The sequence below is a fragment of the Thalassobaculum fulvum genome (assembly GCF_014652915.1).
In the GTDB taxonomy this organism is placed as follows: Bacteria; Pseudomonadota; Alphaproteobacteria; order Thalassobaculales; family Thalassobaculaceae; genus Thalassobaculum_A; species Thalassobaculum_A fulvum.
Genome location: NZ_BMZS01000005.1, coordinates 250,258 through 264,838, shown reverse-complemented (window position 1 = coordinate 264,838; position 14,581 = coordinate 250,258). Strand labels below are relative to the sequence as shown.

Below are 14,581 nucleotides of genomic sequence, written 5' to 3'. Positions count from 1 at the left end.
ACCGCCTCACCCGTTCGCCAGCTGCATCGCCAGCGCCCGCCGCACCGCCGGCCGCTCACCCATCATCTCGCGGTGCGCCGCGACCTTCGGGAACCGGGCCGGATCGACCTCGTCGCCCTCCATCCAGCGCGCCAGCGTGAACAGGTACGGATCGGCGATCGTGTAGGTCTCGCCCATCACGTAAGGGCCGACGAAGGCGTGGCGCTCGATATAGTCGAAGCCCGCCGCAACGGTCTCCGGCACCTTCCGCTTCATCTCCGCAATGGCGTCGGGGTCGTCGGCCCAGCGGTGCCCGCGCATCCTGTGGGCATGCGCCACGTGCAGGGTCGAGCACAGGAAGCTGTTGAGCTCCTGCACCCGGGCCAGCGCGAACGGGTCGGCGAGCGGCGCCAGCCGGGCCTGCGGGAACGACTGGGCGATGTAGACCAGCAGCGCCGGGGTCTCGGTCAGTACGCCCGACGGCGTCACCAGCGCCGGCACCCGGCCCTTCGGGTTGATCGCCAGGTAGGCCGGCTGGCGCTGCTCCTGCTTGGCGAAGTCGACCCGGCGCGCCTCGTACTCGGCACCGGCCTCCTCGAGGCAGATATGCGACGCCAGCGCACAGGTACCGGGCGTGTAGTACAGGGTCAGCACGGGGCGGCCTCCGGAAGGTGATCGGCCACGATCTTCGCGGCGACCGGGGCCGGCGTCCAGACCAGGGCGAAGCTGGCGGGATGGTGCCGGTACCTGGCGTGCCATTTCGGCTTCACGTCCCGCCAGTCGTCGTCGACCACATTCTCCGCCATCTCCTGCAGCCGGAACCCGGCGGCGTGGGCGGCCGCTACATGGTCGCTGGTCAGGTGCACGTGGCTGCGGATCGCCACCGGCCCGCCGCCCGGCCGGTCGAAATGGGTGACGATGCCGAGCATCAGGAAGTGCGGGTGGTAGCCGACCAGCACGAACCGCCCGCCGGGTGCCAACAGGCGATGCGCCTCGCGGTACAGCGGCCGCAGATCCGCCAGGTGCTCGTCGACCAGGCACGCGGTCACGAGGTCGTAGGCCCCGGTCTCGAAGCCGGTCGCCGCGAGGTCGCCAAGCACAAGATCGTCGTGGACGCCCCTCGCCCGGGCCTTCGCCAGCATCTCCGGCGTCAGGTCGATGCCGTCGATCCGTCCGACCCCGGCGGCCTTCAGCCAGGCGCCGGTGCGGCCGGTGCCGCAGGCCAGGTCGGCAGCCCGATCGCAGGCCGGCCAGTCGACCGCGGCCAGCCGCTCCAGAAGCCGGATGTCCAGCAGGTCGAACACCGTCCGCTCGTAGCTCTCGGCCCATTCGCCGTAGCCTTCGGCCACCGGCAGGGTCGGGTAGCCGCGGGTGTCGAAGGGATCGAAGTCCATGGTTCGCTCGTCGCTTAAGGGGCACCGCCAGATAGCGCATCGGAGGTCCCGCCGCCGCGCATATCTTATGCACCCGGTCTTGGGCACCTGGACGGAACGATGCCGGTCGCCGCTCGCTGCTGGGAAAGCCCGGGCGGCCGGGATACTGTCCGTCATCCGCCCTCTCAGCCGCCCGCTCAGCCGGAGCGCCTATGCCCGACCGACGCCTGCCGTCCCCGCCGACGTCACCCTGCCAGAGCTGCGGCGCCTGTTGTGCGTATTCGCGGAACTGGCCGCGCTTCACCGTCGAGGACGACGCCGAGATCGCGCTCATCCCCGGTTATCTGGTCGACGACACCGGGTCCGGCATGCGCTGCACCGGCAATCGCTGCGCCGCCCTGGTCGGGAAGATCGGCGTCGAGACCGCCTGCGGGATCTACGACTTCCGACCGGTCGTCTGCCGGGAGTGCCAACCCGGCGACGAGGAGTGCCTGACGGCGCGCCGGCACCACGGGCTGGGCCCGCTCGAAGCCTGCCCGGCAACCTGACCGCACCGAACACCGAACCCCCCGGCGCGCCGGGCGCCGAGGGTCGCTTCGCGTTCTCCGGTGCCTGTTCGCCGGCTCAGACCGGGCCGGCGTACTCGCCGCGCGCCGGGTAGTTCTTGGCGATCGCGAAGTCGAGGGCCGCGACCAGCTCGGAGAAATGCGGCCGCACGAACGGCATGGTCTGGACCGAGCCGTAGTACAGCGAGCGGTCCGGCGTCACCATGAACAGGCCGGGCTCGGCAAACAGCGCCGGCTCCTCGATGCCGATCGAGGTGGTGCCGCGCGAGGTCGAGATGTACAGCCCCCACTCGCGGGCCTTGGCGAGCGTCAGGCCGTAGCCGAAGCGCAGCGCCTTGGCGCCGATCTTTTCGGCCATCGCCCTTGTGCGCTCCTCGTCGTCGGTGCTGACGGCGATCGTGCCGACCCCGCGCTCGGCGAACTCCGGCGTCCGCTTCTCCAGCTCGGTCAGGTAGTTGGCGCAGATCGGGCAGTGCAGGCCGCGGTAGAAGCAGACCACGGTGCCGCGTTCCGACGGCTCCGAGCCGAGGTCGAAGCGGCCGTGGGCGACGGTCTCGAGGGTCAGGTCGGGGGTCTTCTGGCGGGGCATCAGCATCGGGGCTCTCCCGGGCGTCGTTGCGGAGCATCGACAGGTAGCGGATGATACGGTCCGAAAAACCCCGATTATCCGATAGAAACCCCCATGATCCGCTACGACCGCCTGTCCGCCCTGATCGCCCGCTTCGAGATGCGCGTGGTCCAGGCCGACCCCGGGACCGGCAACCTGCGCATCCTCGGCGACGCCGACACCGGCACGCCGTCCCGCATGACGCTGCGGCTGCGCGGCCCGGCGGGCGCCGGGCCGGCCGGGGAGCGCCCGCTGATCGAAGCCGCCGCCACCTGGGGCGGCGACAGCAACCCCCTGCTCGCCGCACTGCCGGCCTGCGTGAGCCTGGCGATCGACGACGACGATACCCGCGCCCTGGTGCGGTTCCTGATCGCCGAGGCGCAGGCGAAGCGTTGCGGCTCGGGCGTCGTGCTGAGCCGGCTGGCGGAGGTGCTGGTGGTCCGCATGCTGCGGGCCGAGATCGAGCGCGGCAGCACCGAGCCCGGGCTGGTCGCCGGCCTGGCCGATCCGCGGTTGAGCCGCGCCATCGTCGCCATGCACGAGGAGCCGGGCCAAGGCTGGTCCAGCGCCGATCTGGCAGAAGTCGCCGGCATGTCGCTGAGCCGGTTCGCCGAGGCCTTCCGCACCCGGGTCGGGGAAACCCCGATGGCCTATCTGCGACGCTGGCGGATGACGCTGGCTCGCCAGGACCTCGACCGCGGACATCGCGTGCAGGCCGTGGCACGACGCTACGGCTACGGCAGCTCGGAGGCCCTGGCGCGTGCCTTCCAGCGCCAGCACGGCGTGACCCCGCTGGCGGCGCGCCGATCCGCCGCGGCCACGCCCGCACCGTGATCGCGGCCGGGCGTTCGCTCCGATCGGCTGTCGGCGGCCGACCGCGCCGGTTGGCCGAACCACCCTGGACCCGCGGGCGAAAACTCCTCTACCCTCGACCCTCCACAACTCCTTAACAACGGAGGGGCTCATGAACTGGGGACGCTCGTTCGCACGCAGCCTGCTGGCAGCGGCGGCGGCGGTGCCGATGCTCGCGGGGCTGATGACCGCGACGCCGGCAGCTGCCGAGACCACGCTGCGCGTGGTGATGCACTCGGACCTGAAGATCGTCGACCCGATCTGGACCACGGCCTACATCACCCGCAACCACGGCTACATGATCTACGACACGCTTTTCGCCATGGACGAGAAGCTGAACGTGACGCCGCAGATGGTCGACACCTGGAAGGTCAGTGACGACAAGCTGACCTACACCTTCACCCTGCGCGACGGCCTGAAGTGGCACGACGGCGCCCCGGTGACGGCCGAGGACTGCATCGCGTCGGTCAAGCGCTGGGGTTCCAAGGACTCCATGGGCCAGAAGCTGATGTCCTTCGTCGCCGAGATGAAGGCCGTCGACGACAAGACCTTCACCATGCAGCTGAAGGAGCCCTACGGTCTGGTGCTGCTGTCGCTCGCCAAGCCGAGCTCCAACGTGCCCTTCATGATGCCGAAGCGGGTCGCCGAGACCCCGGCCGGCGAGCAGATCTCCGACTACGTCGGCTCCGGCCCGTTCGTGTTCCAGAAAGACGAGTGGAAGCCGGGCGACAAGACCGTCTACACCAAGTTCGCCGACTACAAGCCGCGCAGCGAGCCGGGCAGCTGGGCCGCCGGCGGCAAGGTCGCGAAGGTCGACCGGGTCGAGTGGATCTCGATGCCCGACCACCAGACCGCGGTGAACGCGCTGGTCGCCGGCGAGATCGACGTCCTGGAGGCGCCGCCGCACGACCTGCTGCCGATCCTCGAGGGCGCCGAGGAAGTCGCGCTGCTCAACACCAACCCGCTGGGCAACCAGTACATGTTCCGCATGAACTGGCTGCATCCGCCGTTCGACAACCAGAAGGTCCGGCAGGCGGCGATCGCAGCGCTCAGCCAGGAGCCGTTCCTGCAGGCCGTCATCGGCAACCCGGCCTACTACAAGGTCTGCCCGGCGATGTTCGTCTGCGACACGCCGTTCGCCTTCACCGAGGGCGGCGACGCGATGGTCAAGTCGGACTTCGAGAAGTCGAAGGCGCTGCTGAAGGAAGCCGGCTATGACGGCACGCCGGTGGTGCTGATGCACTCGACCGACCTGGCGGTGCTGGCCAACCTCGCCCCGGTCGCGGCCGACCTGCTGCGCAAGGGCGGCTTCACCGTCGACATGCAGTCGATGGACTGGCAGACCCTGGTGTCGCGCCGGGCCAAGAAGGAGAAGCCGTCCGAGGGCGGCTGGAACGCCTTCCTGACCTCCTGGGTGGCGGCCGACATCCTGAACCCGATCTCGGCGGCCGGCTACAACACCGGCTGCGACAAGGCGTGGTTCGGCTGGCCGTGCGACGAGAAGATGGAGCAGCTGCGCAACGCCTTCGCGACCGAGACCGACGAGGCGAAGCAGAAGGATCTGGCCAAGCAGATCCAGGTCCGCGCCATGGAGATCGGCACCCACGCCCATGCCGGCCAGTGGTACCAGCCGACCGCCGTCCGCAAGGACAAGGTCGAGGGCATGCTGAACGGCCCGGCGCCGTTCTTCTGGAACATCAGCCGCATCGACGGCTGACGTCCGGCCGCATCGGAGCACGGAGAGCGATGACGGACATCCGAGGGGAAGACTGCGCATGACCGCCTTCGTCGCGCAACGTCTGTTGGCCACCATCCCGGTGCTGGTGATGGTGGCGCTCTTCGTGTTCCTGATGCTGCGGCTGACCCCGGGGGACCCGGCGGCGATCATCGCCGGCGACAACGCCACCCCGGTGCAGATCGAGGAAATCCGCGAGCGCCTGGGGCTGAACGACCCGCTGCCGACCCAGCTCGCGATCTGGGCCGGCAAGCTGCTGCAGGGCGATCTCGGCGAGTCCTTCTTCTTCAAGAAGAAGGTCACCGAGCTGATCCTGCAGCGGGTCGAGCCGACCCTGGCGCTCGCCACCACCACCATGATCATCACTCTGCTGGTCGCGATCCCGCTCGGCGTGCTCGCGGCTTACCGGCAGGGCGGCTGGCTGGACCGGACGGTCATGGGGTTCTCGGTGGCCGGCTTCTCGGTGCCGGTGTTCGTGCTCGGCTACCTGCTGATCTACGTGTTCGCGGTCGAGCTGAAATGGTTCCCGGTGCAGGGCTACAAGTCGATATCGGCCGGGTTGTGGCCGTTCCTGCACCGCCTGATCCTGCCGAGCCTGACGCTGAGCGTGATCTACATCGCGCTGATCGCCCGGATCACCCGGGCCAGCGTGATCGACGTGCTGGGCGAGGACTACATCCGCACCGCCAAGGCCAAGGGACTGACCAACCGCACCGTGCTGGTCAAGCACGCGCTGCGCAATGCCGCGGTGCCGATCGTCACGATCGTCGGCATCGGCATCGCCCTGCTGATCGGCGGCGTGGTGGTGACCGAGAGCGTCTACAACATCCCAGGGCTCGGCCGGCTGACCGTCGATGCGGTTCTGGGCCGCGACTACCCGACGATCCAGGCGGTGATCCTGGTGTTCTCGTTCGTCTACGTGCTGATCAACCTGGTGATCGACCTGTCCTACACCCTGCTCGACCCGCGGATCCGGTATTGAGGGGGCGGGCATGAGCCGGTTCGCAAACAGACTTCCCGTCGGATCCCTGCGCCGCCCGTCACGACGCGGGTTCCGGCGCATCCGCCCAGCGTAGCGAGGCGACCGTTCGATGACCTCCCCCGACCTCGTCGATTCCGCCGCCCAGGCCGCCGCCTCCGCCGAACGGCCGGGCCTGCTGCGCCAGCTCTCGCGCAACCCGAGCGTGGTGTTCGGCACGGTGGTCCTGCTGGTGATGGTGGTGCTGGGCCTTCTGGCGCCGGCGCTGGACACCCTCGACCCGGCCGGGATCGACCCGGCCTGGCGCAACAAGCGGCCGGGCACCGAGCACACCATCACCCTGCCGTCCGGCCAGGAGCTGGAGTACGTGCACCGCATGGGCACCGACTCGCTGGGCCGCGACCTGTACAGCCGGGTACTGTACGGCGCCCGCATCTCGCTCGTCGTCGGCCTGGCGGTGGCGGTCATCTCGATCGCGGTCGGCCTGGTGATCGGCCTGCTGGCCGGCTACGTGCGCTGGCTCGACGGCGTCGCGATGCGGGTGATGGACGGCCTGATGGCGATTCCGGGAATCCTGCTCGCCATCGGCCTGGTGTCGCTGTGGGGAGCCGGCCTCGCCACGGTCATCATCGCCATCGCCGTGCCGGAGATCCCGCGGGTGGTGCGGCTGGTGCGCTCGATCGTGCTGTCGATCCGCGAGGAGCCCTACGTCGAGGCGGCGATCTCGGTGGGCACGCCGCTGGTGCCGATCCTGTACCGCCACGTGCTGCCGAACACCATCGCGCCGCTGCTGGTCCAGGGCACCTACGTCTGCGCCTCGGCGATCCTGGTGGAGGCGATCCTGAGCTTCCTCGGCGTCGGCATCCCGCCGGAGACCCCGACCTGGGGCAACATCATGGCCGAGGGTCGCGTGCTGTTTCAGGTGTTCCCGCACAACATCCTGTTCCCGGGCGTGTTCCTGGCGCTGACCATCCTGGCGGTGAACCTGCTCGGCGACGGTCTGCGCGACACGCTCGACCCGCGCATGGCGAAGCGTTTCTGAGGGGGCCCGGAGTGGCTGACAGCGTGACGACGGCCGACGGGAAGGCGGACCGGCCGGTCCTGGAGATCGACGACCTGACCATCAGGCTGCCGAAGGGCGCCGACCGCGAGCACGCGATCGAGAACGTCTCGATCAGCGTCCGCAAGCGCGAGATCGTCTGCCTGGTCGGCGAGTCCGGCTCCGGCAAGTCGGTCAGCGCGTTCTCGGTCATGGGGCTGCTGCCGAGCCGCGACATGGCGCCGGTCGGCGGCGCCATCCGGCTCGAGGGCGAGAACCTGCTGGAGGTCGACGAGGCCCGCCTGCGCGAGCTGCGCGGCGCCCGTATGTCAATGATCTTCCAGGAACCGATGACCGCCCTGAACCCGACCATGACCTGCGGCGCGCAGATCGAGGAGGTCCTGACCACCCATACCGACTACGGCCCCGAGGAGCGCCAGCGCCGGATCCTGGGCATTCTGGAGCAGGTGCACCTGCCGGACCCGCCGCGCATGGCCGCGTCCTACCCGCACCAGCTCTCGGGCGGGCAGCGCCAGCGCATCATGATCGCCATGGCCCTGGTGCTGGAGCCGGTACTGCTGATCGCCGACGAGCCGACGACCGCGCTCGACGTCACGACCCAGGCGCAGATCCTGAAGCTGATCAAGGAGATCCAGGAGACCCACGACACCGCCGTGCTGTTCATCACCCACGATTTCGGCGTGGTCGCCGACATCGCCGACCGGGTGGCGGTGATGCAGTGGGGCAAGGTGGTCGAGGAAGGCACCGCCGAGGAGGTCCTGCAGCGGCCGAGCCATCCCTACACCAGGATGCTGATCGGCGCGGTGCCGAGCTTCACGCCGCGCCAGCGGCCGCGCGATCCGGCCGCCATGGTGGTGCTGGCGACCGACGGGCTGTCCAAGATCTACACCGGCGGCGGGTTCTTCCAGAAGGCCCGGGCGGTGCACGCCGCCGACAGCGTGTCGATCGAGATCCGCAAGGGCGAGACCCTCGGCATCGTCGGCGAGTCCGGGTCCGGGAAGTCGACGGTGGCGCGCTGCATCGCCCGGCTGATCGATCCGAGCGACGGCCACGTCTACCTGGACGGCGACGACATCGCCCGTGCCTCGACCGCCCGGCTGCGCCAGCTCCGGCGCCGGGTGCAGATCGTGTTCCAGGACCCGTACCGCTCGCTCAACCCGCGGCGCACCGTCGGCGCCTCGATCGTCGAGGGGCCGATGAACTACGGCACCGGCGCGGCCGAGGCGATGGCCCGGGCCCGCGAGCTGATGACCCTGGTCCGGCTCGATCCGGGCGCGCTCGACCGTTACCCGCACCAGTTCTCCGGCGGCCAGCGCCAGCGCATCTGCATCGCCCGGGCCCTGGCGATGGAGCCGGATCTGCTGATCGCCGACGAGGCGGTCTCGGCGCTGGACGTGTCGGTGCAGGCCCAGGTGCTCGACCTGCTGGACGACATCCGCCAGCGCCTCGACCTCGCCATGCTGTTCATCACCCACGACCTGCGGGTCGCGGCCCAGGTCTGCGACACCGTCGCGGTCATGCACCGGGGCAAGGTGGTGGAGTACGGTACTGCCGGCGAGGTGTTCGGCGATCCGCGGCACGACTACACGCGGTCGCTGTTCGCCGCCGCCCCGGGACGGGGCTTTGCCTTCGGCGGCGTCGCCGCGTAGCCTGCGCCATCGGAAGGCCGCGCCCGGAGCTCGCGGCAGCGGTCAGAGGGTTCTCCCCATGAGCGACAACGCCGCCGCCCGGTCGAGCGTGATGTACCTGTCGGTCGACATGGTCAGCTCGAAGAAGCTGAAGACCGCCTACATGCAGCGGAACGAATCCTGGCTGCCGTTGTTCCGCGACCTGTTCGAGACCTTCCCGCTGGTGTTCGTCGGCAGGGTCGCCCTGCGGTTCGACGACGAGCACGAGATCCCGGACTACAGCGTCTGGAAGACCCTCGGCGACGAGATCGTGTTCTACGCGCCGGTGCCGGACGGCCGGCCCCGGGTCCTGCTGCTCGCGGCGTTTCACGACGCCGTCGAGCAGTTCGACGCGCGCAACCGGCAGATGGGCGGATACGGGGTCAAGGGCTGCGCCTGGAACGTCGTGCTCGATGGCCTGAACGAGACCATCGAGATTCCGGAGATGGGCTCCGCCGGCGGTGCCGCCTACACCGACGTCATCGGTCCCGACGTCGACTTCGGCTTCGTGCTCTCGAAGCATGGCCGCGGTGGAAAGACCGTGGTGGACCAGGGCCTGGCCGGCCTGGTCGGGCGGCTCGGCGGCCCGATCGGTCTCGGGACGATCGAGCATGACCGGGTCGACACGCCGTTCCGGCTCGAGAGCGCGGCCAACACCTTCCTGCTGCAGACGCAGCCCTGACCACGCAGCCGGGACAAGCAAGCGTTACTTTGCCGTCGGGCGTAACTTGTGACACTCTGCCGCAGGGGTGACCTGCCGGACCCGTCAAGGTCGAGTCCTGCCCGACCGGCCGACGGCCCGTGCCACCCCCGAAGCGCACGCAGGAGGTGGCCGAGCAACGTCCGCATCGAACCCGACGCTGAAGCGCCAGACCTCCGACCGACAATAGTCCGACAAGGACACACCCGTCAGGGTTGATAACGCAAGGGGAGGAGTGCCGTGAACATGATCACCGAGAACCATTCCCTGTCGCGCCGCAAGCTGCTGAAGGGCAGCGCCCTCGCTGCCGGCGCGTCCGCCGCCGGCGTCCTCGCCGCACCGGCGATCGCCCAGAGCCCGGTCGTCGTTAAGATGCAGACCTCCTGGCCGGCCTCCGACATCTGGATGGACTTCGCCCGGCAGTACGTCGACCGGGTCGAGCAGATGTCGGGCGGCCGCCTGAAGGTCGACCTGCTGCCGTCCGGCGCGGTCGTCGCGGCGTTCCAGGTCCTCGACGCCGTGAACGACGGCGTTCTCGACGCCGCCCACACCGTACCCGTCTACTGGTACGGCAAGCACAAGGCCGCCTCGCTGTTCGGCACCGGCCCGGTGTTCGGCGGCAGCGCCAACACCATGCTTGCCTGGTTCTACGCCGGCGGCGGCCAGGAGCTGTACCGGGAGCTGACCCAGGACATCCTCGGGCTCAACGTCTACGGGTTCTACGGCTTCCCGATGCCGGCGCAGCCCTTCGGGTGGTTCAAGCAGCCGGTGACCAAGGTCGCCGAGCTCAAGGGCTTCAAATACCGGACCGTCGGCCTCGCCGCCGACCTGATGCAGCGGCTCGGCATGAGCGTGGCCCAGCTGCCGGGCGGCGAGATCGTGCCGGCCATGGAACGCGGCGTGATCGACGCCTTCGAGTTCAACAACCCGTCGTCCGACATGCGGTTCGGCGCCCAGGACGTCGCCAAGAACTACATGCTGTCGTCGTACCACCAGGCCAGCGAGTCCTTCGAGTTCCTGTTCAACAAGGACTTCTACGACGACCTGCCGCCGGACCTGCAGGCGATCCTGCGCTACGCCGTCGAGGCGGTCAGCACCTCGAACACCGCGCTCGCGCTCGACCAGTACTCGACCGACCTGCGCAAGCTGCAGGACGAGCACGGGGTCAAGGTGCACCGGACCTCCAAGGAGATCCTCGACGCCGAGCTCAAGGCCTGGGACGAGCTGATCCCGGAGCTGGAGCAGGACGCCTACATGAAGAAGGTCCTCGACAGCCAGCGCGCCTGGGTCGAGCGGGTGGTGTTCTACGAGCTGATGAACGCGCCCGACTACGCGCTCGCCTACGACCATTACTTCCCCGGCAAGCTCCAGCTCTGAGGCTGCCCCGCGTCCGTCGGGCCGCCCCGGTGCCCAGTCCGCCGGGGCGGCCGAACGCCGCCAGCCCGTGAGGCCGCGATGATCAGCTGCATCATGTTCGCCGACCGCCTGTCAGCGTGGTTCGGCAAGGCGTTCGCGTGGACGATCCTGGTCATGACCTTCGGCGTGGCCTACGAGGTGTTCGTCCGCTACGTGCTGAACGCCCCGACCACCTGGTCGCTCGACGTCTCCTTCATCATGTACGGCAGCCTGTTCATGATGGGCGGGGCCTACACGCTGTCGCGCGGCGGCCACGTCAGGGGCGACTTCGTCTATCGGCTGTGGTCGCCGCGCACCCAGGCGCGGGTCGAACTGGTCCTGTACTTCCTGTTCTTCTTTCCCGGCGTGCTCGCCCTGGTGTTCGCCGGCTGGAAGTACGCGGCCCGCTCGTGGCGGTACCTCGAGGTCAGCGTCAACAGTCCGGCCGGCGTACCGGTGTTCCAGCTGAAGTCGGTGATCGTCGCCGCCGGCCTGCTGCTGCTGATCCAGGGGATCGCCCAGGTCCTGCGCTGCATCCTCTGCATCCGCACCGGCGAGTGGCTGCGCGCCGCCGAGGACGTCGAGGAGACCGAGGTCATGCTCATGGACAAGGCCTCCCACGACATCCTCGACCACGGCTCGGAGGCGGTCGACTTCATCAGGCCGTCCGACGACGACAACCGGGGTGGCAGGCGCTCATGACCGATCCGCAAGTCGCCCTGTTCATGCTGGGCATCTTCATCCTGATCATCTTCCTGGGGTTCCCGATCGCCTTCACCCTGATGGCGATGGGCATCAGCTTCGGCTACTACGCCTACTTCGACGCCCCGCGCATGTGGCGCGCCTACAACCGGGCGGTCGACCGCGGCGCCGACGACTGGACCCAATTCCAGACCTGGATCGAGGGGTTCTTCAACAACCGCATCTTCGACCTGTTCATCAACCAGACCTACTCGGTCATGACCAACGAGGTCCTGACCGCGGTGCCGCTGTTCCTGTTCATGGGCTACATCGTCGAGCGCGCCAACATCGTGGCGCGGCTGTTCTCGACCCTGAACATCGCGTCGCGGCGGATCCCCGGCTCGATGGCGGTGGCGGCGCTGATCACCTGCACGCTGTTCGCGACCGCCACCGGCATCGTCGGCGCGGTGGTGACGCTGATGGGGCTGCTGGCGCTGCCGGCCATGCTGAAGGCGCGCTATGACAACAGCTTCGCCGCCGGCATCATCTGCGCCGGCGGGACCCTCGGCATCCTGATCCCGCCGTCGATCATGCTGATCGTGTACGCCGCCTCGTCCGGGGTCTCGATCGTCCAGCTCTACGCCGGCGCCCTGCTCCCGGGACTGCTGCTGTCCGGGCTGTACCTGCTCTACGTCGTCGGCCGCGCCGTCGTGCAGCCATCGGTGGCGCCGAAGCCGACCGCGGAGGAGGTTCCGGACATTCCGGTCGGCGAACTCATCGTCATGCTGCTGACCTCGTTCTTCCCGCTGGCGGTGCTGATCCTGGCGGTGCTCGGCGCCATCCTGTTCGGCCTCGCAACCCCGACCGAGGCGGCGTCGATCGGCGCACTCGGCGGCCTGGTGCTGGCGGTCGCGTACCGCGCGCTCACCTGGGACCGGCTGCGCGAGTCGGTGTACCTGACGGTGCGGACGACGGCGATGGTATGCTGGCTGTTCGTCGGCTCGTGGACGTTCTCGTCGGTGTTCTCGTACCTGGGCGGCGAGCAGATCATCAACGACTTCGTCACCGGCCTCGACATCACGCCGCTGCAGTTCCTGATCCTGGCCCAGCTGATCATCTTCCTGCTCGGCTGGCCGCTGGAATGGTCGGAGATCATCATCATCTTCGTGCCGATCTTCCTGCCGCTGCTGCCGCATTTCGGGATCGACCCGCTGTTCTTCGGCATCCTGGTCGCGCTCAACCTTCAGACCTCGTTCCTGACCCCGCCGATGGCCATGTCGGCCTATTACCTCAAGGGGATAGCGCCACCGCACGTGCAGCTCATCCAGATCTTCAAGGGCTGCATGCCGTTCCTGGTGATGGTGTTCATCGCCATGGCGGTGCTGTACCTGCAGCCGAAGATCGCGCTGTGGCTGCCGGGGATCATCTATGGCCGCTGAGGCGCCCGCCGATCCGATCCTCGGGCTCGACGCCGTCGCCCTGCGCGAGCGGCTGGCCGCCGGCTCGCTGCGCGCCGCCGAGCTGGTCGAGGCCTGCCTGGCGCAGATCGCCCGGCGCGAGCCGGCGGTCGGCGCCTGGGCCTGGATCGACCCCGACCACGCCCGCCGCCAGGCCCGTGCCCTGGACGAGCACCGGGCGGCCGGCCGGCCGATCGGACCGCTGCACGGCCTGCCGGTCGGCCTCAAGGACATCGTCGACGCCGCCGGCATGCCGACCGGCAACGGCACCGCGGTCGACGCCGGCAGGGTACCGCAGTCCGACGCGTTCGTGGTGCGGCGCCTCAGGCAGGCCGGCGCCGTGGTGATGGGCAAGACCGTGACCACGGAGCTGGCGTTCCGGCATCCGGGGACGACCCGCAATCCGCACGACCCGGCGCGTACGCCGGGCGGGTCGTCCTCGGGATCGGCCGCGGCGGTGGCGGCGGCCATGGTGCCGCTGGCGATCGGCACCCAGACCGTGGGCTCGGTGATCCGCCCGGCGTCGTTCTGCGGGGTCGTCGGGTTCAAGCCGAGCTTCGGGGCGATCCCTCGCACCGGCATCCTGGCGCAGGCGCCGTCGCTCGACACCGCCGGGGTGTTCGCCGGCAGCGTCGCCGGCGCCGCCCTGCTGGCCGAAACCCTGTTCGGCTGCGACCCGGGCGATCCGGCGACCCGGCCGGCACCGGCACCCGGCCTGGCCGCCGTCGCCGGCAGCGAGCCGCCGGTCCGGCCGAGCCTCGCCTTCGTCCGGCAGCCGGCCTGGGACACCGCCGATCCCGACATCCACGCCGGCTTCGCCGAGCTGCTCGCCGCCCTCGGCGACGCCTGCGACGAAGCCGAGCTGCCGCCGGCCTTCGCCGAGGCCGGGCCGTTGTGCGAGCTGGTGCAGCTGGCGGAGATGGCCAAGAGCTACCACCGCTACCGGCAGCGGGCCGGCGACCGGCTGAGCCCCGAGCTCGTGGACGCGATCGACCGGGGCCGGCGGATCCTGGCCCACGACTACCTGGCGGCCCGCGACTGGCCCGGTGTCCTGACCGCGTCGCTGGAGGCGGTGTTCGAGCGCTACGACGCCATCCTCACCCCGGCGGCATCCGGACCGGCGCCGCCCGGGCTGGACTCGACCGGCAGCCCGGCGTTCAACGCGCTCTGGAGCTTCTGCGGCCTGCCGGCGGTGACGGTGCCGCTGCTCCAGTCCTATGGCGGGCTGCCGATCGGCGTGCAGCTTGTCGGCCGCCACGGCGACGACGGGCGGCTCCTGCGCACCGCCCGCTGGCTGGCTGCCGCAGTCTCGGCGCAGGCCGGAAGCGGATCGACGGAGGACGGGCAATGGACAAGGTGATCGGCGTCGCGGCCATCGCTCTGCTGGCCGGGTTCATGGGCATCCTGGTCGGCTTCGTGCCGGACATCGACCTGGTGATCGTCGTCGCCGTGGTCGTGGCGATGGCCGGCTACGATTTCTACCGGTCGCTGTTCGCCAAGCAGGACGATCGGCAGTGAGCTCCCGTCGAA

Annotated in this window: 15 protein-coding genes; 12 read left to right on the top strand and 3 right to left on the bottom strand. The window is 69.5% G+C overall.

The window, feature by feature from the left end; all coding sequences use genetic code 11:
• Positions 1-6: 6 nt before the first annotated feature.
• Both IE246_RS12900 and IE246_RS12895 read right to left on the bottom strand, forming a co-directional pair.
• Positions 7-633, bottom strand: coding sequence for a glutathione S-transferase family protein (locus IE246_RS12900; RefSeq protein ID WP_189990167.1), 627 nt, complete (start codon positions 631-633; stop codon positions 7-9).
• Positions 627-1,283, bottom strand: a complete 657-nt coding sequence (locus IE246_RS12895; protein WP_373297888.1) for a class I SAM-dependent DNA methyltransferase — start codon at positions 1,281-1,283, stop codon at positions 627-629. The genes IE246_RS12900 and IE246_RS12895 overlap by 7 nt, the downstream gene beginning before the upstream one ends.
• Before the next feature lie 281 nt (positions 1,284-1,564).
• Between IE246_RS12895 and IE246_RS12890 the strand changes: the two genes are divergently transcribed.
• Positions 1,565-1,900, top strand: a complete 336-nt coding sequence (locus IE246_RS12890) for a YkgJ family cysteine cluster protein (protein ID WP_189990163.1) — start codon at positions 1,565-1,567, stop codon at positions 1,898-1,900.
• 76 nt (positions 1,901-1,976) lie between these two features.
• On the opposite strand, the gene IE246_RS12885 is transcribed toward IE246_RS12890, so the two are convergent.
• Positions 1,977-2,513: a peroxiredoxin-like family protein gene (locus IE246_RS12885; protein WP_189990161.1), complete on the bottom strand. Its 537-nt coding sequence runs from the start codon at positions 2,511-2,513 to the stop codon at positions 1,977-1,979.
• 87 nt (positions 2,514-2,600) lie between these two features.
• On the opposite strand from IE246_RS12885, the gene IE246_RS12880 reads away from it, so the two are divergent.
• The 11 genes from IE246_RS12880 (at position 2,601) to IE246_RS12830 (ending at position 14,569) form a co-directional block, all read left to right on the top strand.
• On the top strand, positions 2,601-3,359 hold the full coding sequence (locus IE246_RS12880) for a helix-turn-helix transcriptional regulator (RefSeq protein ID WP_189990159.1): 759 nt from the start codon (positions 2,601-2,603) through the stop codon (positions 3,357-3,359).
• 130 nt (positions 3,360-3,489) lie between these two features.
• Entirely contained in the window at positions 3,490-5,094 is a 1,605-nt protein-coding gene (locus IE246_RS12875; protein ID WP_189990157.1) for an ABC transporter substrate-binding protein, read from the top strand.
• Between the two features lie 58 nt (positions 5,095-5,152).
• Entirely contained in the window at positions 5,153-6,094 is a 942-nt protein-coding gene (locus tag IE246_RS12870) for an ABC transporter permease (protein WP_189990155.1), read from the top strand.
• Positions 6,095-6,203: 109 nt separating this feature from the next.
• Complete coding sequence (locus tag IE246_RS12865; RefSeq protein WP_189990154.1) at positions 6,204-7,133, top strand: ABC transporter permease; 930 nt, start codon at positions 6,204-6,206, stop codon at positions 7,131-7,133.
• A gap of 11 nt (positions 7,134-7,144) precedes the next feature.
• Complete coding sequence (locus tag IE246_RS12860; RefSeq protein ID WP_229837041.1) at positions 7,145-8,800, top strand: ABC transporter ATP-binding protein; 1,656 nt, start codon at positions 7,145-7,147, stop codon at positions 8,798-8,800.
• 58 nt (positions 8,801-8,858) lie between these two features.
• Positions 8,859-9,500: a hypothetical protein gene (locus IE246_RS12855; RefSeq protein ID WP_189990151.1), complete on the top strand. Its 642-nt coding sequence runs from the start codon at positions 8,859-8,861 to the stop codon at positions 9,498-9,500.
• Positions 9,501-9,764: 264 nt separating this feature from the next.
• Positions 9,765-10,895, top strand: a complete 1,131-nt coding sequence (locus IE246_RS12850; RefSeq protein WP_189990474.1) for a TRAP transporter substrate-binding protein — start codon at positions 9,765-9,767, stop codon at positions 10,893-10,895.
• Between the two features lie 78 nt (positions 10,896-10,973).
• Positions 10,974-11,615: a TRAP transporter small permease subunit gene (locus IE246_RS12845; RefSeq protein WP_189990149.1), complete on the top strand. Its 642-nt coding sequence runs from the start codon at positions 10,974-10,976 to the stop codon at positions 11,613-11,615.
• On the top strand, positions 11,612-13,033 hold the full coding sequence (locus IE246_RS12840; RefSeq protein ID WP_189990147.1) for a TRAP transporter large permease: 1,422 nt from the start codon (positions 11,612-11,614) through the stop codon (positions 13,031-13,033). Before IE246_RS12845 ends, IE246_RS12840 begins: the two co-directional genes overlap by 4 nt.
• The gene (locus IE246_RS12835; protein ID WP_189990146.1) at positions 13,023-14,411 is read left to right on the top strand and encodes an amidase; all 1,389 of its coding nucleotides are present in this window, start codon (positions 13,023-13,025) and stop codon (positions 14,409-14,411) included. Before IE246_RS12840 ends, IE246_RS12835 begins: the two co-directional genes overlap by 11 nt.
• Positions 14,399-14,569, top strand: a complete 171-nt coding sequence (locus IE246_RS12830; protein ID WP_189990144.1) for a hypothetical protein — start codon at positions 14,399-14,401, stop codon at positions 14,567-14,569. Before IE246_RS12835 ends, IE246_RS12830 begins: the two co-directional genes overlap by 13 nt.
• Positions 14,570-14,581: the final 12 nt, after the last annotated feature.